The organism is Streptomyces sp. 891-h, assembly GCF_022760275.1.
Taxonomy (GTDB): Bacteria; Actinomycetota; Actinomycetes; order Streptomycetales; family Streptomycetaceae; genus Streptomyces; species Streptomyces spirodelae.
In genome coordinates this window covers 4,966,297-4,990,093 of sequence record NZ_CP050693.1, presented here as the reverse complement: position 1 = coordinate 4,990,093, position 23,797 = coordinate 4,966,297, and the positions used below count along the sequence as shown (strand labels likewise).

Here is a 23,797-nt window from a genome sequence, read left to right as displayed (position 1 = left end):
CGTCATGACCGCCGTACTGCACGGCACGAGGGTGGCTCTGCTCGCCACCGACGGCGTCGAGCGCGTCGAACTGGAGCAGCCGCGCGGCGCGTTGCACGGTGCCGGGGCCCAGACGGAGCTGCTCTCGCTGCACACCGGAGAGATCAACGCCCGCCAGATGGACATCGACCCGGCGGGAACCCTGACCGTCGACAGGACGGTCGCCGACGCGTCCGCCGACGACTACGACGCGCTGGTGCTGCCCGGCGGCGCGATGAACCCCGACCAGCTGCGCACGGACCCGGACGCGGTCGGATTCGCACGGGAGTTCATGCGCGCGGACAAACCCGTCGCGGCCATCTGCCACGGCCCCGTGCTCCTGGCGGAAGCGGATGTGGTCCGTGGCCGCCGCCTCACGTCTTGGCCCAGCATCCGCACGGATCTGCGCAACGCGGGTGCCGAGGTGGTCGAGGAGGAGGTCGTCATCGACCGGAACCTGCTCACCAGCCGCGGCTTCCCCGACGACTTCGCGCCGTTCTGCGCCGCGCTCGTCGCGCAGGTGGCGAGGGCCACCAACCGCGCCCCCCAGCCCGCCTGACCGGCACCGCCTGCCGACCAGGGAGCCGTGGTCAGGCCGGCGCCTGGCCGGGGCCTCCGGAGAGGAAGTCGACCGCTCTGGCGTGCCGGAGGCGGGTACGCATCAGCGCGGGGAAGCGGGGCGCCGGGACGGTAAGCACCGGGCACCGCGCGTGCGTCAGGACGCGGCGCGTCGTACCGCCGGCCGCGAACAGGCCGCGGCGGGCGGCGCGGACTCCGATGACCAGGCGGTCGTCCGGCCGGTCCGCGGTCGCGCACAGGGCGCGCCAGGGGCGGTCGCGGACCAGTCGCCGCTCCACCGCTGCGACCCCGGGCGGGTCACCGCCGAACGCCTCGTCGAAGGCGCGGTCGAGCCGCGCGCGGGCCTCCCGGCGCCAGTTCTCCGCCCAGATCCGGTCCGGCCGCAGCATGCGGCCCGCCTCTCCGTCCGGCGGCTGCCAGGCCAGTACCGCCAGCAGCGGGCGGCCGAGGCAGCGCGCCTCGCGGGCCGCCGCCTGCAGGGCTGCGAGGCTGGCGAGCGATCCGCTCACGCCGACGACCAGCCGCCCTTGCCGGTCCCCGTCTCCACCGCTGCCGCCCGTTCCCGTTCCTCTCCATCCTGTGGCGCCACCGCTGTCGTTCACCGCGCGCCCCCTTCTTCGACCAACTGCTGCGAGAACCGCTGATGGCAGGAGGATGACTCTGATTGGACCGGCGCGAAAGAGCCAATGAGAAGTAATTGGCCCACAGTGGCCTCGCCGGGCGGGCGGCCCACGAGAGCCACCCGCACGGCGAGGCCAGAAGGACAGGGAGCAGCCGGGGAATGTGCAGGGAAGCCGGGGTCAGGCGGCCGACATCTGCCGGGCTGACCGGTCGAGCAGCGAGTCGTCCTCGGGCCGGGCCCCTGGCAGGCGGTGCCGGGCCGCGACGAGCGCCGAGTCGATGTCGCTGGTGCCGGTGGCCACGCAGAGCGAGTACTCGAGGTCGTTCATCCGCTGCCGCACCTGGGGCGACCCGTACTCGGCGTGCAGAACGGCGAGTGCGTCGTACTCTTCGACCAGGTTGCGGAGGACGGCGGGGTGTGCGAGCAGCATGCTCGTGCTCCTTTCGGGAGTCCGGAAGCGGGGCGGCGCGGGCCGCTGAGAGCAGCGCTGTGCCGCGCCGGTGGTGCCAGACGATGTCGGCGTGCGGGTTCAGGCGGCGGCAGGGTGGACGCGCTCCGGGCGGCGACGGCCGCCTCCGGCGGTGCGGTGCCGTTCGGTGGCACGGTGCCGTTCGGTGCGCCCGCCTCCGCGCTCGACGCGACGGTCGCGCTCGACCTGTTGCCGGACACGTTCGCAGCTCTTGGACAGCAGCCGGGAGACATGCATCTGGGAGATGCCCAGCTCCTGGCCGATGCGCGACTGGGTCATATCGCGGAAGTACCGCAGGTAGAGCACGCGCCGCTGCCGCTCGGGCAGTTCGCGCAGGCACGGCTTGACGGCTTCGCGGGCCACCACCGTGTCGTACTCGGGCTCCGGCTCGCCGAAGGTGTCGGCCAGCGAGAAGCCGTCGTCGGAGTTGGGCACTGTGGCGTCCAGGGACAGGGACCGGAAACTGTCCAGTGCCTCCAGCCCGGTGGCCACGTCCTCCTCGGACATACCGGAGTGCTCGGCGATCCGCTCCACCGACGGAAGGCCGTCGTCCAGGCCGGTGTTCAGCTCCCTGATGGCGCTGCGCACCCGGTTGCGGAGCTCCTGCACCCGGCGCGGCACATGCACATCCCAGGTGCGGTCCCGGAAGTGGCGGCGGATCTCCCCGGTGATGGTGGGGATCGCGAAGGGCACGAACGGGGTTCCCTGCGCCGGGTCGTAGCGGCCCACGGCCTTGACCAGGCCGAGTGCGGCGACCTGCTCCAGGTCTTCCAGGGTTTCGCCGCGGTTGCGGTACTTGGCGGCCAGCCGGTGGGCCATCGGCAGCCATGCCTCGACCAGGCGGCCGCACAGCTCTTCCCGCTCGGGACCCTCCGGCAGCGCGGCCAGTCGTTCGAAGTCCGCTGTGGTGTCGGGGGCGTCGTCGTGGCTGTGGCGGGCTCGCTGGGGGCGGTAGCGGACTGCGCACATGCTGGCTGCTCCTCCCGTCTCGCTGATGCTGTCAGGCTCGCGAGAGAGGAACGGCTCAGGAGAGGAGACACACCTCGGGGGCTTGAGCGCTCGTCTCCCGCGATGTGCCTGTTCTCCCAAGCACTGACGGTTCTGTTAACCAGCTCCGGAGCCGTCAAACCTCTTGATCACATTTTTGTCGATCCCCCTCCCGTCGCCCCCTCCCACAGACGCGGCCGGGAGCCACGGCGGGGACCCGGCGTGGTCAGGCGCCGCCGCGGCGGGTGTCACTGGTGTCCTGGCGGAGCCGCCCGGTGTGGCAGGCGAGCGTGTCGACGCGCTCGGCCAACTCCGGGTGGCTGCCGGTCAGATGCCGCTGGGTTCCGATCAGCGGGCCGACGAGCCGGGCCGCGTCGTCGTCGGCCAGCGCGCCGGCGAGATGGGCCCGCGGCTCGGCGGGCAGGTCGGGCAGCGCGGTGATCTGACCGGCGAGCTGGCGCAGGTCGGAGGCGTTGCGCCGGGCCCAGGCCGCCACGGTGCGGTCGGCAGCGCGGCGGTCCCGGGTGGCCCGCACCCGCTGTTCGCCTGTCTCGCCCGGGGTGCCGGGCCGGCCGCGCAGATAGCGGCGCTCGGCCGCCTGTCGGCTGGCGACGCCGAGCGGTCCGGCCAGGTCGGCCCAACTGGCGCCTGCCGTGCGGGCGGTCTCGATCAGCGTCGTCTCCCATCCGGCGAGCTGGTCGCGCACCTGGCGCAGCGCGAGGAGCGCTGCCAGCGCTTGGTCGCAGCTGGGTGCGGATGCCGGGCTGTCGGGGTGCCGGGGACCGTCGGCCGGGGCCTGCGCGGTGCGGACCGCCTCCTGTATCCGGTTCAGCGCCGCGGCGGCGGCGAGAAAGGAGGCGGGCGCCGGGCCGGTCTCGGCGCTCGGCAAGGGCTGGTCTTCGGGTGTGGGCACGGGGATCCTCCCCTCGGCGACGTCGTCCAAAGGGCGACAACCACGCTTGTCATCGTTCCGACGACATGGTACAAGGAATGGCAGGTGCAGCGCATTGGCAGACACAGATACTGCCCAGGCTCATCGGAGGTGTTTCGTAATGTTGATGCGCACCGACCCCTTCCGCGAGCTCGACCGCATCGCCCAGCAGTTTCTGGGCACCGGCGGCACCTGGTCCCGGCCGTCCGCGATGCCGATGGACGCCTACCGGGACGGCGACGACTACGTGCTCGCCCTCGACCTGCCGGGCGTCTCCCCGGAGGCCATCGACATCGACGTCGAGCGGAACATGCTCACCATCAAGGCCGAGCGCCGCCCGGTCGCCGGGAACGACGACGTCCACATGGAGCTCGCCGAACGGCCGCTGGGCGTCTTCTCCCGCCAGGTGATGCTGGCCGACACGCTGGACACCGAGAACATCAGGGCCGACTACGACGCGGGCGTGCTGACCGTCCGCATCCCCGTCACCGAACGCGCCAAGGCCCGCAAGATCACCGTCCGCGGCGGGGCCGACCACAAGCAGCTCAGCGGCTGAGCCGGCCCGGCACCCGCGGAGGGCGCCCGGCCCCTCACGTATCGGCCGTCGTACGCGCACTCCCGTCCGCCTTCGCGCACCCGCCCTCCTGCGCACCGCCCTCCGCGCGAGCAACAGCCCCCGGGACCGGCCCTCGGGACAGGCCCGGCCCCGGGGGGAGCGCCTGTTCCCCAACCACAACCGGAGACTGAAACGTGTCACTGACGCATATGAAGCCCCAGGCCGGCGCCGACGCGGAAGGGATGACGTACGACCAGCTGGTCGAACGGGTCAGATACGACGGCGCCTACCCCACCCGCGAACGAGCCGAGGCCGTCATACACGCCGTCCTCGCAGCGCTCGGACGGCGCCTCTCCGGTGACGAACGCGTCGAACTCGCCGCCGTCCTCCCCACGGAGGCCGCCCGCACCTTCACCGCGCAGATCCCCGAGACCGAGCAGCTCACCGGCTGGGAGTTCGTGAAGGACCTCGCCTCCCGGACCGGCGGCACGGCGGCCACCACCCGCTGGGACACCGGCACCGTTCTCGCCCTGGTGGCCCGGCTGGCCGGTGAGGACCTGCTCGCCCGCGTCATCGACCAGCTGCCCGCCGGCTACGCGCTGCTGTTCGGGCGCGCCGAACTCACCCAGCCCACCATGCCGCGGCCCGCCCGCGCCCCTCAGGCGGCGCGAGCCGCCTGAAGCCTCGGCCACCCACCGGGGCGAGCGCGCCGCACCGAGGGCGGGCGCCGCAGGCGCCCGCCCTCACTTCTGCGCGCCGACCCTCACCTCTGCGCGCCTGCTCCCTTCTTTGCGCGCTCACCCCCGGATACGCATGCCACCCGGCTCCGCGCGCCCGCCGCGCCGCATGTCCACCCGCTGCCGCGACCGTCCGCCCCCTGGCATCAGGTGCGAGAAGACCGGCTCCGCGCACAGCATGTGCTCACCGCAGGAACTCGACGTCCTGCTCACGTTCCGCATTCATGCTCTCTACACACTGTTCACGCTCACTGTCCGTGCACTTGACAAGCTTTGCATAATGCAAAAGTAAGAAGGGAGCAGTGATGACGGGCACAGGGGCAGTCAGCAGCAGGGGCACGAGTGCACGGATGCGTTCCGCGCCATGGGGGCTGATGCTGCTCGCCCTGATCACCGGCGCCGGAGCGGGCGTCGGCTCGATCGTCTTCCGCTGGTGCATCCAGCAGTTCACCCGCCTCTTCTCCGGGCACGAGGACTACGCCGCCGACCCCGGCTCCGCCCACCCGCACCTGTCCTGGCTGGGCCCCTTCTTCGTGGTGCTGGCACCTGTGGTGGGCGGGCTGCTGTACGGGCCCCTGGTGCAGCGCTTCGCCAAGGAGGCGCGCGGGCACGGAGTGCCCGAGGTGATGCTCGCCGTGGCACAGCGCGGCGGGCGGATCAGCCCGAAGGTCGCCGTCGTCAAGACACTCGCCTCGGCGCTGACCATCGGCTCGGGCGGCTCGGTGGGCCGCGAGGGGCCGATCGTGCAGGTCGGCTCGGCCCTGGGCGCGACGCTGGGCCGCCTGATGCGGGCGGGCGAGGGGCGGATGCGGCTGCTGGTGGCGTGCGGCGCCGCGGGCGGTATCGCGGCGACGTTCAACGCCCCGCTGGCCGGGGTGTTCTTCGCCATGGAGCTGATCCTGATGACGTTCAGCGCCGAGGCGTTCGGCGCCGCTGTGGTCTCCAGCGTCACCGCCAGCGTGATAGGCCGGGCCGCGTTCGGGGACGTGGCCTTCCTGGACCTGCCGCCCTTCCACGTCGACCACCTGAGCCAGTACGGCTTCTTCGCCCTGCTCGGCGTACTGGCCGGGGCCGTGGGCGTGGGCTTCTCGCGCGTGCTGTACCTGATCGAGGACGCCTGCGACTGGGCGTGGCGCGGCCCCGAATGGCTGCGGCCTGCGGCAGGCGGACTGATACTCGGCCTGCTGCTGCTCGCCCTGCCCGAGATGTACGGGGTGGGCTACCCGGTGCTGGAGAACGCCACCGAGGGCGAGTACGCGATCGGCTTCCTGCTGGTGCTGCTGGTCGGCAAGATCCTGGCGACCAGCGTGACCATAGGCATCGGCGGGTCCGGCGGCGTCTTCGCGCCCGGCCTGTTCATGGGCGCCATGCTGGGCGCCGCCTACGGCTCGGCGCTGCACCACCTGGTGCCCGGCACCGCCGGAGCCGCCGGTGCCTACGCGCTGGTCGGCATGGGCGCGGTCTTCGCCGGGGCCTCACGCGCCCCGATCACGGCCGTCGTCATCCTCTTCGAGCTGACCGGCCAGTACTCGATCATCCTGCCCATGATGCTGGCGATCGCACTGGCCACGGCGACCGGACGGCTGCTGTCCCGGGACACCATCTACACACTCAAGCTGCGGCGGCGCGGCATCGACCTGGAGGGCCCGGCGCGGGGCGCGCGGCTGGGCGGCCAGCCGGTCGGCGAGGTGATGGAGCCGCTGCCCGAACCGCTCTCCACCCACACCTCGCTGTCCGAGGCCGCCGATGTGCTGGGCCTCTCCGGCCAGGGGGCGCTCCCGGTACTGGACCCCACCGGGCGGTACGCGGGCGTGGTCACCAGCCGGGACGTGGCCGAGGCGCTGGCCGAAGCGCCGGACGGCGCCCCCGCGACGGTGAGCGACCTGGCCCGGCGGACGCCTGTCGTCAATCCCGACGAGCCCCTGGCCACGGCGCTGCATCTGCTCTCCGACTCGGTGGAGGGCGGAATGCCGGTACTGGACGCGGACAAGGGGGTGCCGGTCGGCTGGCTCAGCCACCGCAGCGCGCTGCGGGCCCTCCACGCCCCTCAGCCCCCCGCCTCCCGGTCAGCGCTGGTCTGACGGCAGCGGCGGCGCCGCCAGGTCGGCCCAGCCCAGCGGGTAGGGCACGTCGATGTCCGTGGGCGGCACCGGCGGCTCCCCGCCCGCCTCGTTGAACGCCGTCAGCGCCTCGATCAGGGCCGCCCGCCGGTCCGGGGAGAGCCGCTCCACCACGGCTGCCAGCTCCCGGCGGCGGCGCGAGGTGACGCTCCCCACGATGCGGCGTCCCTCGTCGGTGAGGGTCAGCAGGGTCTCGCGGCGGTTGTGCGGGTTGGTCTGACGGTCCACCAGCCCGGCCGCGATCAGCCGGTCCGCCATCCGCATCGCGGTCGAGGGCGCCACCCGCAGCAGCTCGGCCAGCGCGACCAGCTTGGTCGTACCGCGCGAGGAGAGCGCCACCAGCATCCGGAACTGCGGCAGCGTGACCCTGTCCTCCACCTCGGCCAGCGAGCTGGCCGAGACCGCCACCAGTACCCGGGACGCGGTCAGCACGGCCCGCGTGACCGCGTCCACATCGTCCAGACCCGCCACCGGGTCTCCGTGCTCGGCCATGTCCCCTTTTTACCGCTTCCTTCGTCTTCCCTGCGCACCGCCCCGTGGTCGCACGGCCCGGCCGTCTCAGTCACGCCCCGGGCCGCGCCCGTGGCGGTAGCGCACCAGGAGCATCGCCGCGTCGTCGTCCTGGACCCCGCTCGTATAGCGGTCCACGTCCTCGCGCAGCGTGTCCAGCGCGGTCTGCGCGTCACCGGTGCGCAGCAGCGCGCTCTTGTCCTTGAGCGGGTAGAAGTCCCCTTCCCCGTTCCTGGCCTCGGTCACGCCGTCGGTGTAGAGGAGGAGTTGGTCGCCCGGCGCGAACGCGGCACTGAAGAGGCCGGGCGGCTCGCCGCCGTGTGCGGCCAGCCCGAGCGGCAGCGCGTAGGCGTCCGGGCTGGGGAAGTCGACGGTGCCGTCCCGGCGCACCAGCATCGGCGGCGGGTGCCCGTGGTTGAGGAAGTGGACGGTCCGCTCCTTGGGCCGCACCTCGGCGAGGATGGCCGTCACGAACTTCTCGTCCTCCAGTTCGCGTGCGACGCTGCGCTCCAGCCGGGAGCCCAGCGCCGCCAGGTCGGGCTCCTCGTAGGCGGCCTCCCGGAAGGTGCCGAGGACCACGGACGCGGTCTCCACGGCGGCCAGCCCCTTGCCCTGCACATCGCCGACGATCAGCCGTATGCGGTCCGGCGCGGCCGCCACCTCGTACAGGTCGCCGCCGATACGTGCCTCGGCGACGGCCGAGGTGTAGGAGACGGCCACCCGCAGCGGGCCCGCGCTGCGCGGAACCGGCCGCAGCAGCACCCGCTGGGCGACCTCCGCGATGGACCGGACGCTGGCCAGTTCCTCCTCCCGCCGCCCCCGCATGATCGCCGCCACCACACCGGCGACGGTGACCCCGGCGACGGACGCCAGCGCCGTGTAGCCGCGCCGCCCGTCGAGCAGGCCGTCGTAGAGCCCCAGCCCGGTGCACAGCAGCATCGCCAGCGCCCCGACCACGACGGTGCGCCGCCAGGTGCCGACCAGTCCGGCGAAGGCGGGGCCGAGCGAGACCAGCGGCAGGAACCCCACCTCGGGACCCGCCAGCACGTCGACACCGGCCACCAGCGCCATCACCAGAACAGGCAGCAGGACCAGCACGATGTAGGTCCGCTGCCCGCGTCCCTCGGCCATGGCGCTCCCTTGCGACGTCTTACGAAACCGCTGCCGCTGAGGGCTTCGCTTGGAGCTTCACCCTAAGCAACGGCCTCCGGCGGCTTTGGTCGCCCCGCCCGTCTCGTTATCCGATCGCATTCCTGCTCGTGAGGGCTCCGCCCTCGGGGCACCCCGCTTGTGGACGCACGCCCCGTTTGTGTCCCGGCTCGCGCCGACAGGTCGTGTCGGGGGGCTCCGCCCCCCAACGGCCCCCCGCCAGGTGGGCTTCGCCCTCCTAGGACCCCCCTGCCGCATGGGACCACCCCATTGCCTTTCAAGCATCCCCTCATTGGTGCGGGTCCTTGGACCGGCCGGTGACGACCCTGCGGGAGTCACCGACAGGTCCAAGGGCCTGGGGCATGAGCCGGGACGAGGGAACGTGAACAGGGGTGCCCTTTTGCGGAAGGGGGCTCCTAGGGGGGCGAAGCCCCCGTAGCGGGGGGTGGTTGGGTGGGGGTCCCCCCGGACGGAGTCTGGGGGAGGAGCCCCCCAACGCCCGTCCGGCGAGGACCCGGGGGTTTGGGGGCGGGAGCCCCCATAAACGACAGGCGGTCAGAGGGCCGGGCCCTCAGCCATTGGTGGCGGCCTCAGCCATTGGTGGCGGCGCGGACGATGGCCGCCTCAACGGCGGCGAGCCGGTCCGCGACGAGACCGAGGGCAACAACCGCGCGGGCCATGGGATCGCCGTCGCCCAGCGACTGGGCCCGGACATACCCCTGCTTGACCTCCCCCCACCGAGCGGCCTCATCAGCGGTGAGCGCCCCACGCAACTCAGCAAGCTTCAGCAAATTCGCCTCGGCACCCCCCGAAAGGGCCCGCGCCTCCGCAGTGTAGTGGTCCACCACGAGCGCCGCGACCTCGGCGTCATCCATGACACCCCGCACCCGCTGCACGATCTTGTTCATGGTGCGGTAAGACCCCTGCAGCCGGAACGGCGGCTCGGTGCGGCTCTCATCGGTCTGCCCCGCGGAAGCGATGTACGCGCGATTGACGGCGAGCACCGTCTCACGCACCGTCAGCACATGGCGCAGCACGGCGAGCACGCGCTCCAGCTCGGCGGGCGCACAGGGCTGGGACAACTGGTCGGGCCGCGCATCGCCGTCGCCCCGCGCGAGAGCGATCAGCAGCTCCAGGTCCGTACGGGGCCGACCCGCCAGCGGGGCCAGCTCGGGGTGGGAGGTCAGCGCGTTCTCCACGAAGCTGAGCGCGAAAGCCTCCTGCTTGCCCGTCAGCACCTCGCCCAGGTTCCATACGTCGGCCCGGTTGGCCAGCATGTCGGGGACGCGGAAGCGGCTGCCGGACTCGGTGTAGGGGTTGCCCGCCATGCAGACGGCGAACCGCTTGCCCCGCAGGTCATAGGTGTGCGGTTCACCGTCCCACACGCCCTCGATGCGGCGGGTGCCGTCGCACAGCGGGATGAACTTCTCCAGGAACTGGGCCGAGGTGTGCTGGATGTCGTCCACGTACAGCAGCGTGTTGTTGCCGGCCTTCAGTGCGAAGTTGACCTTCTCGACCTCCTGCCGCGCCGCGGCGTCGGGCGCCTGCGCGGGGTCGAGTGAGGTGACGGCGTGGCCGAGCGCCGGGCCGTTGACCTTGACCAGCAGCAGGCCGAGCCGTTCGGCCACGTACTCCAGCAGTGTCGTCTTCCCGTAGCCCGGCGGGGAGAGCAGGAGCAGCAGGCCGCCGAGGGCGCCCGTGCCCGCTTCGGTGCCCAGTTGCTTGGCCAGGTTCTCGCCGATCAGCGGGAGCCAGACCTCGTCGATGAGCCGGCTGCGGACGAACCCGGGCAGGGCACGCGGCCGGTAGTCGGCCGGCCGCAGCCGCTCCCGCTCCTCGGTGACCAGCTGCAGGCGGCGACGCTGGTGTGCGCGGTAGGCGGGTACGGCGTGCGTGCGGAACGCGGTGGTGCGGGCGAGGAACTCGTCCAGCCGCACGGTGAGTTCGCCGTCCTGGACACGGGGGTGGGTGCCGAGCAGTCCGGTCACGGTGGCGGACGGCGGCGCGTCGGCGTCGTAGCGCTCCAGCCGCGGGCACAGCTGCGCGGCGACGGCCTCGGCCAGCTCTCCGGGTGCGAGCTCGGTCCCGCTGGAGCGGGCGTAGGAGCCCAGCCACGCGGTGGCGAGCTGGTGCCGCTCGGCAGGGGTGTCGAGCGCCGCCAGATCGGCGGTGTACGCCTCATGGGCGTCGGTGCCGACCGCGTGCCGGAACTTCTCCAGCACCGTGCGGGCCTCCGCGCCGAGGACGAAGCCGCCGGGCTCGCAGGTCAGCTCCTCCAGCAGGTAGGCGGCCGCCTGCGCGTGCCGCGTGCCGGGGCTCTCGCCCAGCGGCACCGCCCGGGTGAACGCCTCGATGGCAGCGGCCAGTTCGTCCGCCAGTCGTGCGACGCCCCGCACCGGGCCGAAGGTCTCGCCCGCGCGGGCCAGCGAGACGGCGCGCCGGCTCCAGGCGGCGCGCTGCGCGGGCTCGGTCCCGTGCGCCCAGAACAGCTGCGCGACGGCACGCGCCGCGGGCTCGTGGCGCAGCGTTCCCGCGCCCTCGCCGAGCCGCAGCAGCGTCCTCAGGACGAGGGTGGCGTCGTGGTCGTGGACGCCGCGCTCGTAGCCCTCGTCGTAGGCGTCGCGTGCGGCCTGCCGTACCAGCCCGGCCAGGTCCTCGGTCGCCTCGAGGGCCTGCGGTCCGTGCTCGTCCAGCAGCCGGGCCGCCAGGTGTTCGGCGCGGTAGACCTCCGGGGACTCGGACACCAGCGGCCGCTCCCCCAGGGCACGCTCTGCCAGCAGTCCGGGATCGGTGACGGGCACCCGGTAGTCGGTACCGGTGAGGGCGAGCGCCAACCCCTCGCCGCCCTCGCCGTCGGGGACGAGGGTGAGGTCGATCGGCTGGGTGTTGACCGCGAAGCGGTGGCGCCCCAGACGCAGCACGCTGCCGCCGTCCAGATAGAGCTCACTGCGGTCCCGCAGGGCGCGCGCCGCCTCCTGGCGGGCGGTCACCAGCCGGTCCTCCAGCTCCTGTGCCCGGGCGGGCTCGCCCAGCTCCCGCAGCGTGGCGGCGGTGCGCCGAACGGTGCCGGTCATCGGGTCGGAGGTGAAGAACGCGGCCAGCGCGTCGCTGTCGGCCAGTTCACCGGCGCGCCGGGCGAGGGTGGCCAGGGTGCGTTCGGCGGAGGTGACGAGCTGCTGTGTGCGGCGTGCCCGGGCTTCGGCCAGGGCGTGCTTGCGTGCGGCGAAGGCGTCGTTGATCTCGGTGCGTTCGGTGTCGAGCTCGGTGAGGCAGTCCGGCGACTCGGCGAACCGCCGCTCCAGGTCCTCCACCTTCGCCAGCAGCCGCGCGTGCTGGGTGTCGCACTGCTCCGGGGTGTCGGCGGCGGTCAGCGCAGCGGTGAGGGTCTGGCCGAGCAGGGCGAACTCGGCGGCGAACTCCGCCTTCGACTCGCCGGCCAGCAGCGTGCGGCGGCGCGCCTGAAGCGTGGCGCGGGCCCGGTTGAGGCCGCCGGCCACCTCGGAGACCCGCTCCAGCACGGCGGTGCGGACGGTGGCGTCCCCGGCCTCCAGCCCGCCGATCACCTCGGAGACGGTGCGCAGTCCGTCGTCCAGCTCACCGAGCCGGTCGGCCACCGGCTCGGCCTCGGCAGCCGTCTGAATGCCCTGTGCCTGCCCGATCAGCTCCTCGATGTCGCGGTGGTAGCCGGCGAAGGCATCCTCGCCGCGGAGCTGTTCGACGGCGCGCAGCGCGAAACCGTCCAGTTCCCGCTCGGCTTCGGCCGCCAGTTCGGCCGCGCGCACGGTGTCGGCGTACCGCAGCTGAGCGCAGCCCAGCAGCTTGCCCTGGGCCGTGCGCAGTTCGGTCAGCCCCTCGATCCACTCGGCGGCCGAGCGCGGCGTCTCGCCGCGCAGCCGCCGCAGCGCGGAGGCCAGCCGTTCCGCCGCTGCCTCCAGCGCTTCGGCTGCCTGCCGGGCCAGCTCCCGTACGGTCTCGTACTCGGCGAGCACCTGCCGCGCGGTGCCGCGCACCTGGGCCAACGGGGTGCGCAGGTCGCCGGTCTCCTGGTCGCCGAGCCACGGGTGGCTGTCGGCGGTGCGTTCGCAGGCGGCGACCAGGGCGCGGTAGCTCTCGGCGGTCGGCTCGATTTCGGCGGGAGCCGCACTGCGGGCGACGGCCAGGCAGGCGGAGATTCCGCCCACCAGCTCCCGGTTCCCGATCCGGGCCAGCGGCCCGGCCGCGGCCTGCCGGTCCGCCTCGGCGGTGTCGGACAGGTATGGGGAGACCCAGGTCTGCAGCGTGTGCACCCGTGCGGGCTCGGCACGCAGGTCGCCGTCCGCGCGCAGCACGGCGAGCGTCCCGTCGCCGAAGAGGGCGTGCCCCTTGCACACCAGCGGCGCGGCGACCTGCTGGCGCAGCGTGTTGTACGACAGCAGCAGATCGCGGCCGCCCTCCTGCGGCGCGTGGAAGGCGTAGAGCACGTCCTCGCCGTTCGGGGCGTGCACGGCGGACTCGAAGCGGAAGCCTGTGGTGTCGACGGCGTCGAAGGTCTTCCACTCTCCGGAGGTCAGGTAGTAGCCGCCGGGGAAGACCAGCCCGCTGTCACCGGGCAGCCGGCGGCAGGCCGCACCGATCCCGTCCACCCTGACCACCTGCCTCGTCAGGGTGTTGACGACCAGATAGCGCCGCTCCTCCTCCTTGTACGGCCTGACCCGCAGCAGCTTGAGCGGCCCGACCCGGGCGTGCGCGATCTCGGCGTCGGCCAGCGACTGGAGGGGGTCGGTGACGGGCTCGCGGTGCAGCCCGTCACCGCTCTCGGTGTCGTTCTCGTCCTTGACGGTGAGGAAGCCGCCGACGGTCGAGACGTAGCAGCCGTCGCCGACGTCGACATGCGGATGGCGCCCGGGAACGTGTCCCTCGCGAGTGGCCTCGGTCCACTCCAGGTCCTGCGCCGGCGGAAAGGCGTGGTCGCGCTCGCCGCGCGCGTCCAGGAACCGGGCGCTGCCGCCGTCCTGGGCGAGTGCCCAGCGCAGTACGCGGATGTCGGTGGGGCTCTCGCCGGTCTGGAAGACGGCCAGCAGTTTGCCCTCGACCGGGCGCAGCCGCAGGAGTCTGGCGTGCCGGTAGTAGCGGTGCAGGGCGGCGAACTCGCGCTGGAAGTCCGGGTCGTCCAGCAGTCCCGGTACCGCGTCGGCCGGGAGCGGGTCGAGCTCACGGTCGTGCAGGGACAGTACGTCGGCGACGCCTGTATGGCCTTCCGCGTGGTACCCGAACAGCAGCCGCTCTCCTACGGCCACGATGTCGCGGGGCAGGCTCGGGCGCTCGGTGTGCAGCCGCGCGGTGTCCTCCAGCTCCAGCCGCCGGGCGCCGAACTGTTCGGTACGCAGGGTGTTGAGCTCCTCCGCCCGCCGGGCGAGCGTTTCGGCTTGCGCGGCGAGCCGGTCCCGCAGCACCTCGTACGTACCGGTCTCCATTGCTGACTCCCTCTCGTTTTCGTTCGGCACCAAGGGGCTGCGCTTGCCCACCCTGCGCCCCGTCAGGGGCGCGGGGAACTGCGCGAGCAACCACAGCGGACCCGCAGACTGCAGCGGCGGAGCAGGGGCACCCCCTCCCCAGAAGTCACCCTTGCGGCGAACCGTTCTTCATCAGCTTCGCCATCAGCGCGGAAGCGCTCAGGTTCTGGACGTCACCCGTGGTGAGCGAGCCCAGCACCTTCGTCAGGTCACCCGTGAAATCCCCGGTACCGTCCAGCCACGGCCCCGCAAGGGCCTGCACCGTCTCCGAGTTGCCCGCGAACGCGTCCACGCTCTTGCCGAGCGAGACGGCGGAGACGAGCCGGTCGAAGAAGACGGACTCGCCGCCGACGATGTTGATGTCGGCGCTCTCCAGCCCCTTGGAGACCACGGCGGCCTGTGCCTCGGCGAGCTGCCGCTGGACGTCCAGCCCGGCCAGCCGTACGTCCTTGTCGGCCTCCAGCCGCAGCCGGTACTCCTCGTGCTCCCTGGTCGCCTCGTCCAGCGCCGCCATGGCCTCGGCCTTCTCCTTGAGCCCCTCGGCCTCCGCCAGCGCCTTGGTGCGTGCGCCCTCCGCCTCGGCGCGCAGCCGTGCGGCGACGGCCTCGGCCTCGGCGCGCCCGGCCTTCTCCAGGACCTCGGCCTCCTTGTCGCGCACCTGGACCTCGGCGAGCCCGGCGGCGGCGTTCTCGGCCTGGGTGCCCTCGGCGAGCCGGGCCTTGGCCTTGGCGTCCAGGTCGGCCGCCTTCAGCCGGGCCTCGGAGAGGGTGATTTCCTCGGCGGCCTTGTGCGTGGCGGCCTGCTCGGCGGCCTCCGCGGCCTTGATGTCCTTGACCAGCTTCTCCTGCGCCTCGGCCTCGGCGGCGATGATGACGGCCTGGCGCTCGCGCTCGGCCTCCTCGACAGCGCGCAGCTTCTTGATGGACTCCTCCTGCTCGGCGACGGTGCGGTCGACTGCGACGCGTTCGCGGATGACCTCGGCGATGTCCCGCTTCTGCGCCTCGACCTCCTTCTCGGCGGAGATCCGGGTCAGCTCCGTCTCGCGGTCGCGCGCGATGACCTCCAGCAGCCGGTCCTTCTCGATGCGCTCGTTCTCGATGGCGATGACCCGCTCGCGGTTCTTCTGGGCGACGGCGATCTCGCGGTTCTGGTTCTCGCGCTGCACTCCGAGCTGTTCCTCGGTGCGCAGGAACGCGGCCTGCGCTCGCAGCCGCTCCTCCTCCACGACGCGTGCCGTCTCGGCCTCCTCGCGGGCCCGTACGGTCTCGATCTCGCGCTTCTGCTTGATCTCGGCGTCCGCCTGCCGCCGCTCCAGCTCCAGGATGGCCTCCCGGGCGTCGACGTTCTGCCGGGTGATCTCCTTCTCCTCGCCGCGCTGGAACTCGTTGGTGCGCACGTGCTCGGCGGCTGTCAGCTCGGTGATCTTGCGGATGCCCTGCGCGTCGAGGACGTTGGCGGCGTCCAGTTGGGCGAGCGGGGTCTGCTCCAGGTAGTCGATGGCCGCGTCTTCGAGGCTGTAGCCGTTCAGGTCGGTGCCGATGACCTGGATGATGCGGTCGCGCAGTTCGTCGCGCTTGGTGTAGAGGTCGGCGAAGTCGAGCTGTTTGCCGACGGTCTTGAGCGCCTCGGAGAACTTCGCGTTGAACAGCTCCTGGAGGGTGCCCTTGTCGCTGGCCCGCTCGGTGCCGATGGCCTGTGCGACCTTGATGACGTCCTCGACGGTCTTGTTGACGCGGACGAAGAACGAGATCCGGATGTCGGCGCGGATGTTGTCCTTGCAGATCAGCCCGTCCCGGCCGGTGCGGGAGATGTCGATCGTCTTCACCGAGATGTCCATGACCTCGGCCTTGTGCAGCACGGGCAGGACGACCTGTCCGGTGAAGGTCACATCGACCTTCCGCATCTTGGAGACGATCAGCGCACGGCCCTGTTCCACCTTGCGGAAGAGCCGGGAGACGACCAGCAGCGCGGCGAGCGTGATCAGCAGGACGGCGGCGACGAGCACGCCGAGGCCCAGCGAGAAGGTATCCATGTGACGACCTTTGCGAAGAAGAGGTGATAGGCGGAGCTGTGCCGACCGTCGGCGCCGGGCGGTGCCGGTGCCGGTCAGTCGAGGGCGCGGCGCGGATCGAGCGCCGCTTCGTAGGGCGCGATCCAGAAGAACTCGCCCTCGTCGTCGTACGCGTACAGCAGGCCGGTACTGCCGAGCGTCAGCCGGCCGGTGCCGTTCTGCCGCACCTGCACCAGCGCGCTGGAGCCGTCCTCGGCGGTGACCTCGGCCTGGCCGAACCGCTCGTCCACCCAGCGGGTGCGCACGGTGCACGTCAGGCCGACGAAGTCCTGCCGTGAGGGGCCGGAGTCCGCGGGCAGGAATCCGGCCACCCCGCGCGCGGCCGCCCGGGCGAGCGGCCAGGTGGCCAGTGGGGCGGCGACCAGCAGCCCGGCGCCCGCCGCCGAGTGCTGTGCCGGCGACAGCCGGGCTTCGTCCAGCAGCGCCCCTCCGGTCAGGCTCAGCAGCCATGCCCCGGCCGTCAGCAGGGAGAACCCCACGGCGACGGGCAGGCCGCCCAGCCCCCAGACGCGGGACCCGAGCGGGCCTTCGAAGCCCTCCGGGTACGCGGCGCCGACGGCGACGAGAAGCCAGCAGAGGAGGACCACGAGCAGAGCGGCGGAGAATACGACGGTGGGGAAGGCCAGAGCCGCTCGAACGAACGCTCCCATGGCCATCCCCTCCGTCGTCCCCCGTTGCCTCAGTGCCGCGACCTGCCGGTGCACGGCACCCCCCTGCCGGTTCGCGGCACTGAGGCGTCCCCCGGTTCCCCCCGGATTCCCCCCGGATTCCCCCGTGGTGTCCCCCTCGGGAAGAATTCTGACCTCGGGAGCACCACCCCCGCATTGCCGGAACCCGGCAGAGTTCTCTAGTGTCTCCGTGCCGGACGGCGTCAAGGGACCGTCAACGGAGCATCAGGAGAGCGGAGATACGGGTGAGTGGCGCTGCACGCATACCGGAGACCTACTTGGACGGCTACGTCGCTCTCCTGGCCGACGTCTGCGCGACCGGCCGCCGCCTGAAACGGGACGAGCTGGAGACCCGACGGGAGTTGGGGGAGCGCGCGGCCGACGCGGGGCACGGGCTGCGCGACCTGGTCAGCGCTCATCTGACGGCGGCGCGCACCGCCTGGCCGTCCCTGCCGGGCGACCCGGACAGCCTGCTGGCCGGGATGCACCAGGTGGTCGACGCGGTGGCCGAGGGATACGAACGCGCGCAGCGCCAGGCGGTCCGCCAGGAGGAGGCCACCCGGCGGGAGTTCATCGACGATCTGCTGCACGGGCGCAGCGACCTGGGGCGGCTCGCGGAGCGCGCCGAGCGCTTCGGGCTGCGGCTCTCGCACACCCACGCGGTGGCCGTCGCGCACGGCCCGGCCGCCTACGACGAGGGGCATCCGGTGGCGCGGCAGGTCGAACGCGCGCTGATCGCCCGCTTCCACGACCGCGGCATCCTGCTGACCACCAAGGACGGGCGGCTGCTCTGTGTCGGCCCCGGCGATCAGCCGGAGGTCCTCACCTACTTCGCCAAGCAGTGCTACGCGGCGATGGACGGCGGCCAGGTGGCGATCGGACGCGTCCAGCCGGGTCCGGGCGGCGTGGTGCAGTCGTACGAGGAGGCCCTCAGCGTGCTCGATCTCGGGGCCCGTCTGGAGCTGCGCGAACCGGTGCTCTACGCCGCCGATCTGCTGGTCTACCCGGTGCTGACCCGCGACCGGCAGGCCATGGCCGATCTCGTCCAGGCGACGCTGGGCCCGCTCACCGCGGCGCGCGGCGGGCCCGAGCCGCTGCTGGAGACGCTCACCGCCTATTTCGACTCCGGCTGTGTGGCGGCGGAGGCGGCACGCCGGCTGTCGCTCAGCGTGCGGGCCTTCACCTACCGGCTGGAGCGGATACACCAGCTCACCGGGGCCAGCCCCACCGACCCCTCGCACCGCTACATGCTGCAGACCGCCGTGATCGGCGCACGGCTGCTCGGCTGGCCCGCCACCCCGCTGGGCGCGGCCTGACGGCGGGTAGCGTTCCGCCCATGAGCACTCAGACCTCCCCCGAGGCGCCCGGCTTCTGGGAGGAGCGCCGTATCGGCTTCCTCACCACGCCGCGCCCCGACGGCACCCCGCACCTGGTCCCGGTCGGGGTGACCTACGACCCCGCGAAGCGGATCGCGAGGGTCATCAGCAGCCGCTCCAGCAAGAAGGTGCGCAACGTGCTGGCCGCGGGTCCCGGGGGCGCACGGGTGGCGGTGAGCCAGGCCGAGAGGCGGGACTGGTGCACCCTGGAGGGCATCGCGGTGGTCCGGGACGACCCCGAGTCGGTCGCGGACGCCGAGGAGCGGTACGCCCGGCGCTACAAGCCGCCGCGGCCCAACCCGGACCGGGTCGTCATCGAGATCGCCGTCACCCGCGTACTGGGCAACGCCAGGCCGCCGGGCTGGTGACAGCACCCGGCCGGCGCCGCGTTCAGCCCCAGAGCACCTGGGCCGCCGTCACACCCGCGTAGGCGGCGCCCAGCCCGGCCGACAGGCTCGCCGCCGCATTGAGCAGCGCGTACCGGCCCGCGCCCTGTTGGGCGAGCCGCAGCGTCTCGTACGAGAAGGTCGAGTAGGTGCTCAGCGCCCCGCACAGCCCGGTGCCCAGGAACAGCTGGACGGTGGAGGAGGCGGCTCCCGCGAGCGCCGCGCCGGTGACCAGGCCCAGCAGCAGACAGGCGGCGATGTTCACCAGGAACGTGCCCCAGGGGAAGACCGCGTCGTGCCGGGCCTGCACGGCCCGGTCGGTCAGATAGCGCAGCGGCGCCCCAGCGGCCGCTCCGACGATCACGAACAGCCAGTTCACGCGCCTGCCCCGCCCCCGGCCCCGCCGTCCTCCGCTCCGGCGTTCTTCGTCCCGCCGTCCTCCGCCCCGGCGTCGCGGGCCGGGAAGCGGACGACCTCCACCTCGTCCAGCAGCACCAGCGCCTCGCGGGTCAGCTCCGCCAGCTCGGGGAGGAAGGCCCGCACGCGGGCGGCCTCGTCCACGATCACGACGGCCACCGGCAGGTCCTCGCTCAGCGACAGCAGCCGGGTGGTGTGCACCAGGGACGAGGCGCCGAAGCCCTCGACGCCGCGGAAGACGCTGGCGCCCGCCAGTCCGGCCGCGTGCGCCCGGTGCACGATCTCCGCGTACACGGGCCGGTGGTGGTGCTGGTCGTTCTCACCGACCAGCACCGTCAGCCGCAGCGCGTGCGCCTGCGCCGGTCCGGGTTCCGGCGCCGGTCCGGGTGCCGAGTCCGTCATCGCAGCCTCCCTGTGAGCAGGCGGCGGGTGACCGTCGCCGTGAGCCAGACCGCCGCGACGGCCCCCACCAGCGTCAGCCCGAGGTAGCCCAGCGCGGTGCCGGGCTCCCGCACTTCCAGCAGCCGCTGGGTCTCCACCGCGTAGGTCGAGAAGGTCGTGAAGCCGCCCAGCACGCCGGTCCCGAAGAACGGCCGTACGAGAGGGAGCGCCGCCCATACGTCGGTGATCAGCACCATGAAGACCCCGATGACGGCGCACCCGGCGACGTTCACCGCCAGGGTCGTCCAGGGGAAGGCGCCGGGCGGGGTGGGCCACAGCAGGGCGGCGCCGTAGCGGGCGCAGGCTCCCAGAGCGCCGCCGAGGGCCACGACGGCGACGACCCGGCCCTGGCCGCGCAGCACCACGGGCGTACGCGGGCGCCGCACCGGTTCTCGCAGTGGCCGCGCGGGGCGCCGCGACACCTTCTCCACACCTGTCTCCTACTCGCCGGGCACCCCACGGGCGCGCGTCATCGCAAGCAGGGACCGTTGGCGGCACCGTGGCCGCGGTTGGCTTACGGCGAGCCCCACCGCCGTGCGGGGACCGAGGGCCACCGCACCCCCAGATTAACGCCCGCCCCAGGCGCCTCGCACCCGCAGACGGCGGGACCACGCGGCGCCGAGGGAGAGGGCCCGGACGTTCGACCCTCTTGCGCGTGTTCGAAAATCTGGCAGGCTCCCCCCGTCCCATGCCAACACGGGGCGCACTCGGGGGAGTTGACTCCGGGGGCGGCCCGTGCCATCGAGAGGACCCCCCATGCGTGCTACTCGCGCTCCTCTGGCCGCCGCCGTCGGCACCGCCGCACTGCTGGCGCTGTCCCCACAGGCGCCGGCCACGGCAATGCCCCTCACCCCCGACTCACCGACCGCCCCCACCTCCCCCACCTCCGCGAACGACGCGCCCGCCGACTACTACAAGGACGCCGAGGGCAAGACGGGCCCGGAGCTGAAGTCGGCGCTGCACGGCATCATCGAGAAATCCGACGCGCTCTCCTACGACCAGGTGTGGGACGCGCTCAAGGCCACCGACAAGGACCCGGACAACTCCTCGAACGTCGTCCTCCTCTACTCCGGCCGCTCGCAGAGCGCGGACGACAACGGCGGCGGTGCCGACCAGTGGAACCGCGAGCACGTATGGGCCAAGTCACACGGTGACTTCGGCACCGCCACCGGACCCGGGACCGACATCCACCACCTGCGCCCCACCGACGTCTCGGTCAACAGCACCCGGGGCAACAAGGACTTCGACGAGGGCGGCGGTGAGGTCGAGGAGGCGCCCGGCAACCACACCGACGACGACTCCTTCGAGCCACGCGACGCGGTCAAGGGCGATGTGGCCCGCATGGTCCTCTACATGGCCGTCCGCTACGAGGGCGAGGACTCCTTCCCCGACCTGGAGCCCAACGACAAGGTGGACAACGGCTCGGCGCCCGCCATGGGCCGGCTGTCGGTGCTGAAGAAGTGGAACGAGCAGGACCCGCCCGACGCCTTCGAGAAGCGCCGCAACGACGTCATATACGACCAGTTCCAGCACAACCGCAACCCGTTCGTCGACCACCCGGAGTGGGTCGACGCCATCTGGTCCTGAGCCGTACCCGCGGGTGGGGGCGCCCCCGGCGGCCCCACCCGCGGCCGATCCCCGGCAAAACGCCCATACCTGTGACGCTTGTCGCAGGCGGCCGGCCCGCACCCGGCCGGAACGATCTTCCCTGTACACCTGTTACCAGCACAGATGCCCCCGTTGGGTGTCAAGCGGCTTTAACGATCTTCGCCGCCCCTAATTGGAGCATTCGGGCAGCTGTGCTTACGGTCGCTCCCGCTCGACCCCGTTCGCCCGAACTCCTGGGTGAACAGCCGCGACCGTAAGGAACGAAAGACCATGCTGTTCTCCGGCAAGGGCCGTCACCGTCGCCCCGGCAAGGCCGCCCGTATCGCAACCGTGACCGGTGTCGCGGGCGCCGCAGTCGCCATCCCGCTGGTCTCCGCCACGGGCGCACAGGCCGCCTCGGTGGACACCTGGGAGAAGGTCGCCCAGTGCGAGTCCTCGGGCGACTGGGACGCCAACACCGGAAACGGCTACTACGGCGGCCTCCAGTTCAACAACTCCAGCTGGGCGGCGGCAGGCGGTACCAAGTACGCGCCGCGCGCCGACCTGGCCACCAAGGACCAGCAGATCGCCGTCGCCGAGAAGCTGCTGAAGATGCAGGGCCCGGGCGCCTGGTCCTGCGCCGGTGCGGGCGGCCTGACCTCCGGCGGCCCCGCCGCCGACGTCGACCCGGACGGCGGCAACGCCCAGCCGCAGCAGCAGTCGGCGCCCCGGAAGGCCGCCCCGCAGAAGCCGGCCCAGCCGAAGCCCGCGCAGTCGAAGCCCGCACAGCCCCAGCAGGCCCCCGCGACAGGCCACGGCAACTACACCGTCGAGCCGGGCGACACCCTCGGCGAGATCGCCGAGGCGCACGACACCACCTGGCAGAAGATCTACGAGGACAACAAGTCCACCGTCGGCGGCGACCCCGACCTGATCCTGCCCGGCCAGAAGCTGCGGGTCGGCTGATCCCGGCTCCTGACAGGACCGCCATGGCCCGCGCCTCTTCCCCCGAGGGCGCGGGCCATGGCCCTTCCATCGCCTCGTTCAGCGCGCGCTGCGAGCCCGGCTGATGTTCTTCGCCAGCCCGGCGGCCGAACGCAGCCCCGGCTCCTCGGCGAGCCGGTCCGCCTGGACGCGGAGCTTCTCCAGCGACGGCGCGCCCGGCACCGGCTCGGCCTCAGCGCGCGCGGGCCGCGGCTCGGCCCCGGACTCGGCGCCGGACTCGGCGCCGCCCTCCCCGGTGCGCAGGGCGTCCGCGAAGTAGGCGGCGACCGCCGCCAGCCGCAGATACGGCGAGACCTCCTCGCCCGTCCACAGGGCCGCACTGCTCAGCGCGGCCGCTGAGACCTCACGTGACTCCTCGTGGGGCTTGCGGTTGTCGGGGTCCAGCCACCGGACCGTCGCGGTGGCCGCCCGTCCGGTGGCGCCGTGCTTCAGCCGCACCGCGTACAGCGCCGTGACCGTGTGGCCGGGGCCGATCTCGCCGCCGTCCACCGAGTCGTCACGGAAGTCCTCGTCGGCCACCGCCCGGTTCTCGTAGCCGAGCAGACGGAAGTCGTCCACCGCCTTCCGGTCGAAGACCACCTGCGCCTTGGCGTCGCGGGCGCGCAGCTGGATGTTGCGGGGAAGCTGCCCGACGAAGACCTCGCGCGCCTCCCTCCTGGTGGAGACGTAGACGGTGCTGCCGTCGCCCTTGTTGGTGAGGCGCTCCATCAGAGCATCGCCGTAGTCGCTGCCCACACCCACCCCGAACAGGGAGATGCCCTGCTCCTTACGGTGCCTGGCGACGTCGGCCAGGATCGAGTCGGCGTCGGTCTCGCCCGTGTTGGCGAGCGCGTCGGACATCAGGACGACCCGGTTGGTGGCGCCCGGGCGCCGATGCTCGGCCGCCTGCCGGTAGCCCTCCTTCATCCCGGCCCCGAGGTTTGTGCTCGACTGCGGCTCCAACTCGCCGACGGCCGCCTTGAGCCTGGCCCGGCCGCCGTCGTCCAGCCGCGTCATCGGCAGCACCGTCTCCGCTTCACCGCTGAAGGTCACCAGCGAGACGGAGTCGCTGCCGCGCAGCTGTTCCGCCGCCGTCCGCAGTGCGCTCTTGACCAGGTCCAGCCGTCCCGGCTCCGCCATCGACCCCGAGACGTCCAGGACGAAGGTGAGCGCGGCCGGGCGGCGCGGCGCCTTCGGATCGCTCTTCTTGGTCGCCAGCCCGATCCGCATCAGCGACCAGCCCTCGGCGCCGGTGCGGGCGCCGTCCGCCGAGACGGAGAAGCCGTCGCCATTCGGCCGCCGGTACCCCTGCGGAAAGCTGTTGACGAACTCCTCGGTGCGGACGGTGCGCGGCGCGGGCCGCGCACCGTCGCGGAGGGTTCGCTGGGCGTAGCTGTAGGAGGCGGTGTCCACGTCCAGTGCGAACGTCGAGCGGAAGTCCCTGGGCGCGGAGGGTTTCGACGGGGCCACCTCCCCCGGCGCCGTTGGGGCGCCGCCCTCCGCGTGGCCGGGTGCGCCGGGGGCGCCCTTTGCCGAGTCGGCCGTCTCCGTGCTGTGTGAGCCACCGCCGGTGCATCCCGCCAGCATGGCCGCCGCCACCATTGCGGCTCCCGCCGCCCATCCCCGTCTCATCGCATCCCCTCACACCGTTGTTCGGCTCCGTGCCCCGATGTGACGGTCCTCGCCCCGTTCCCCGT

Annotated in this window: 21 protein-coding genes; 8 read left to right on the top strand and 13 right to left on the bottom strand. The window is 72.7% G+C overall.

Going from position 1 to position 23,797, the window contains the following annotated elements; translation table 11 throughout:
• The first annotated feature begins 4 nt into the window (after positions 1 to 4).
• Entirely contained in the window at positions 5 to 577 is a 573-nt protein-coding gene (locus HC362_RS21885) for a DJ-1/PfpI/YhbO family deglycase/protease (protein WP_243085702.1), read from the top strand.
• A 31-nt stretch (positions 578 to 608) separates the two neighbouring features.
• Here HC362_RS21885 and HC362_RS21880 read toward each other — a convergent pair whose 3' ends face one another.
• The 4 genes from HC362_RS21880 to HC362_RS21865 all read right to left on the bottom strand — a co-directional run bounded on the left by HC362_RS21880 (position 609) and on the right by HC362_RS21865 (position 3,588).
• Positions 609 to 1,199 (bottom strand): universal stress protein, encoded by a 591-nt coding sequence (locus HC362_RS21880; RefSeq protein ID WP_243085701.1) that lies wholly within the window; start codon positions 1,197 to 1,199, stop codon positions 609 to 611.
• 198 nt (positions 1,200 to 1,397) lie between these two features.
• Positions 1,398 to 1,649, bottom strand: a complete 252-nt coding sequence (locus HC362_RS21875; RefSeq protein WP_243085700.1) for a DUF5133 domain-containing protein — start codon at positions 1,647 to 1,649, stop codon at positions 1,398 to 1,400.
• 99 nt (positions 1,650 to 1,748) lie between these two features.
• A complete protein-coding gene (locus tag HC362_RS21870) occupies positions 1,749 to 2,657 on the bottom strand; it encodes a SigB/SigF/SigG family RNA polymerase sigma factor (protein WP_243085699.1) in 909 nt (302 codons plus the stop codon).
• A gap of 244 nt (positions 2,658 to 2,901) precedes the next feature.
• Positions 2,902 to 3,588, bottom strand: a complete 687-nt coding sequence (locus HC362_RS21865) for a type III effector protein (protein WP_243085698.1) — start codon at positions 3,586 to 3,588, stop codon at positions 2,902 to 2,904.
• A 139-nt stretch (positions 3,589 to 3,727) separates the two neighbouring features.
• Between HC362_RS21865 and HC362_RS21860 the strand changes: the two genes are divergently transcribed.
• The 3 genes from HC362_RS21860 (at position 3,728) to HC362_RS21850 (ending at position 6,980) form a co-directional block, all read left to right on the top strand.
• Positions 3,728 to 4,162 carry an Hsp20/alpha crystallin family protein gene (locus HC362_RS21860; protein ID WP_243085697.1) on the top strand — a complete coding sequence of 145 codons (435 nt, stop codon included), beginning with the start codon at positions 3,728 to 3,730 and terminating at the stop codon, positions 4,160 to 4,162.
• A 209-nt stretch (positions 4,163 to 4,371) separates the two neighbouring features.
• Positions 4,372 to 4,842: a DUF2267 domain-containing protein gene (locus HC362_RS21855; protein WP_243085696.1), complete on the top strand. Its 471-nt coding sequence runs from the start codon at positions 4,372 to 4,374 to the stop codon at positions 4,840 to 4,842.
• Positions 4,843 to 5,273: 431 nt separating this feature from the next.
• Complete coding sequence (locus tag HC362_RS21850) at positions 5,274 to 6,980, top strand: chloride channel protein (RefSeq protein ID WP_243088752.1); 1,707 nt, start codon at positions 5,274 to 5,276, stop codon at positions 6,978 to 6,980.
• On the opposite strand, the gene HC362_RS21845 is transcribed toward HC362_RS21850, so the two are convergent.
• The 5 genes from HC362_RS21845 to HC362_RS21825 form a co-directional block, all read right to left on the bottom strand.
• Entirely contained in the window at positions 6,966 to 7,511 is a 546-nt protein-coding gene (locus HC362_RS21845) for a MarR family transcriptional regulator (protein ID WP_243085695.1), read from the bottom strand. The genes HC362_RS21850 and HC362_RS21845 overlap by 15 nt on opposite strands.
• Before the next feature lie 66 nt (positions 7,512 to 7,577).
• Positions 7,578 to 8,660, bottom strand: a complete 1,083-nt coding sequence (locus HC362_RS21840; RefSeq protein WP_243085694.1) for a PP2C family protein-serine/threonine phosphatase — start codon at positions 8,658 to 8,660, stop codon at positions 7,578 to 7,580.
• Between the two features lie 608 nt (positions 8,661 to 9,268).
• Entirely contained in the window at positions 9,269 to 14,131 is a 4,863-nt protein-coding gene (locus HC362_RS21835; protein WP_243085693.1) for a DNA repair ATPase, read from the bottom strand.
• Between the two features lie 145 nt (positions 14,132 to 14,276).
• Entirely contained in the window at positions 14,277 to 16,202 is a 1,926-nt protein-coding gene (locus HC362_RS21830; RefSeq protein ID WP_243085692.1) for a flotillin family protein, read from the bottom strand.
• A 74-nt stretch (positions 16,203 to 16,276) separates the two neighbouring features.
• Entirely contained in the window at positions 16,277 to 16,891 is a 615-nt protein-coding gene (locus HC362_RS21825; protein WP_243085691.1) for a hypothetical protein, read from the bottom strand.
• 263 nt (positions 16,892 to 17,154) lie between these two features.
• On the opposite strand from HC362_RS21825, the gene HC362_RS21820 reads away from it, so the two are divergent.
• Positions 17,155 to 18,225 carry a helix-turn-helix domain-containing protein gene (locus HC362_RS21820; RefSeq protein WP_243085690.1) on the top strand — a complete coding sequence of 357 codons (1,071 nt, stop codon included), beginning with the start codon at positions 17,155 to 17,157 and terminating at the stop codon, positions 18,223 to 18,225.
• Between the two features lie 20 nt (positions 18,226 to 18,245).
• The gene (locus HC362_RS21815) at positions 18,246 to 18,653 is read left to right on the top strand and encodes a TIGR03618 family F420-dependent PPOX class oxidoreductase (protein ID WP_243085689.1); all 408 of its coding nucleotides are present in this window, start codon (positions 18,246 to 18,248) and stop codon (positions 18,651 to 18,653) included.
• A gap of 22 nt (positions 18,654 to 18,675) precedes the next feature.
• Here the strand turns inward: HC362_RS21815 and crcB (HC362_RS21810) are convergent, their stop codons facing one another.
• From crcB (HC362_RS21810) to crcB (HC362_RS21800), 3 genes are read right to left on the bottom strand one after another with little or no spacing between them, the layout of a single operon-like run.
• Entirely contained in the window at positions 18,676 to 19,050 is a 375-nt protein-coding gene (crcB, locus tag HC362_RS21810; RefSeq protein WP_243085688.1) for a fluoride efflux transporter CrcB, read from the bottom strand.
• Positions 19,047 to 19,490 carry a DUF190 domain-containing protein gene (locus tag HC362_RS21805; RefSeq protein WP_243085687.1) on the bottom strand — a complete coding sequence of 148 codons (444 nt, stop codon included), beginning with the start codon at positions 19,488 to 19,490 and terminating at the stop codon, positions 19,047 to 19,049. Before HC362_RS21805 ends, crcB (HC362_RS21810) begins: the two co-directional genes overlap by 4 nt.
• The gene (gene crcB, locus HC362_RS21800; protein WP_243088751.1) at positions 19,487 to 19,927 is read right to left on the bottom strand and encodes a fluoride efflux transporter CrcB; all 441 of its coding nucleotides are present in this window, start codon (positions 19,925 to 19,927) and stop codon (positions 19,487 to 19,489) included. The genes HC362_RS21805 and crcB (HC362_RS21800) overlap by 4 nt, the downstream gene beginning before the upstream one ends.
• A 358-nt stretch (positions 19,928 to 20,285) precedes the next feature.
• Between crcB (HC362_RS21800) and HC362_RS21795 the strand changes: the two genes are divergently transcribed.
• Positions 20,286 to 21,116: an endonuclease gene (locus HC362_RS21795; protein ID WP_243085686.1), complete on the top strand. Its 831-nt coding sequence runs from the start codon at positions 20,286 to 20,288 to the stop codon at positions 21,114 to 21,116.
• 291 nt (positions 21,117 to 21,407) lie between these two features.
• A complete protein-coding gene (locus HC362_RS21790; RefSeq protein ID WP_243085685.1) occupies positions 21,408 to 22,082 on the top strand; it encodes a transglycosylase family protein in 675 nt (224 codons plus the stop codon).
• A gap of 78 nt (positions 22,083 to 22,160) precedes the next feature.
• On the opposite strand, the gene HC362_RS21785 is transcribed toward HC362_RS21790, so the two are convergent.
• Positions 22,161 to 23,732 carry a von Willebrand factor type A domain-containing protein gene (locus tag HC362_RS21785; protein ID WP_243085684.1) on the bottom strand — a complete coding sequence of 524 codons (1,572 nt, stop codon included), beginning with the start codon at positions 23,730 to 23,732 and terminating at the stop codon, positions 22,161 to 22,163.
• Positions 23,733 to 23,797: the final 65 nt, after the last annotated feature.

Excerpts from the sequence above, each read along its gene's own strand:
- HC362_RS21790 (WP_243085685.1), top strand. The coding sequence starts at position 21,408 with ATGCTGTTCTCCGGCAAGGGCCGTCACCGTCGCCCCGGCAAGGCCGCC.
- HC362_RS21855 (WP_243085696.1), top strand. The coding sequence starts at position 4,372 with ATGAAGCCCCAGGCCGGCGCCGACGCGGAAGGGATGACGTACGACCAG.
- HC362_RS21825 (WP_243085691.1), bottom strand. The coding sequence starts at position 16,891 with ATGGGAGCGTTCGTTCGAGCGGCTCTGGCCTTCCCCACCGTCGTATTC.
- HC362_RS21835 (WP_243085693.1), bottom strand. The coding sequence starts at position 14,131 with ATGGAGACCGGTACGTACGAGGTGCTGCGGGACCGGCTCGCCGCGCAA.
- HC362_RS21875 (WP_243085700.1), bottom strand. The coding sequence starts at position 1,649 with ATGCTGCTCGCACACCCCGCCGTCCTCCGCAACCTGGTCGAAGAGTAC.
- HC362_RS21840 (WP_243085694.1), bottom strand. The coding sequence starts at position 8,660 with ATGGCCGAGGGACGCGGGCAGCGGACCTACATCGTGCTGGTCCTGCTG.
- HC362_RS21850 (WP_243088752.1), top strand. The coding sequence starts at position 5,274 with ATGCTGCTCGCCCTGATCACCGGCGCCGGAGCGGGCGTCGGCTCGATC.
- HC362_RS21885 (WP_243085702.1), top strand. The coding sequence starts at position 5 with ATGACCGCCGTACTGCACGGCACGAGGGTGGCTCTGCTCGCCACCGAC.
- HC362_RS21870 (WP_243085699.1), bottom strand. The coding sequence starts at position 2,657 with ATGTGCGCAGTCCGCTACCGCCCCCAGCGAGCCCGCCACAGCCACGAC.
- HC362_RS21805 (WP_243085687.1), bottom strand. The coding sequence starts at position 19,490 with ATGACGGACTCGGCACCCGGACCGGCGCCGGAACCCGGACCGGCGCAG.
- HC362_RS21785 (WP_243085684.1), bottom strand. The coding sequence starts at position 23,732 with ATGAGACGGGGATGGGCGGCGGGAGCCGCAATGGTGGCGGCGGCCATG.
- HC362_RS21860 (WP_243085697.1), top strand. The coding sequence starts at position 3,728 with ATGTTGATGCGCACCGACCCCTTCCGCGAGCTCGACCGCATCGCCCAG.
- HC362_RS21830 (WP_243085692.1), bottom strand. The coding sequence starts at position 16,202 with ATGGATACCTTCTCGCTGGGCCTCGGCGTGCTCGTCGCCGCCGTCCTG.
- HC362_RS21815 (WP_243085689.1), top strand. The coding sequence starts at position 18,246 with ATGAGCACTCAGACCTCCCCCGAGGCGCCCGGCTTCTGGGAGGAGCGC.
- HC362_RS21845 (WP_243085695.1), bottom strand. The coding sequence starts at position 7,511 with ATGGCCGAGCACGGAGACCCGGTGGCGGGTCTGGACGATGTGGACGCG.
- HC362_RS21795 (WP_243085686.1), top strand. The coding sequence starts at position 20,286 with ATGCGTGCTACTCGCGCTCCTCTGGCCGCCGCCGTCGGCACCGCCGCA.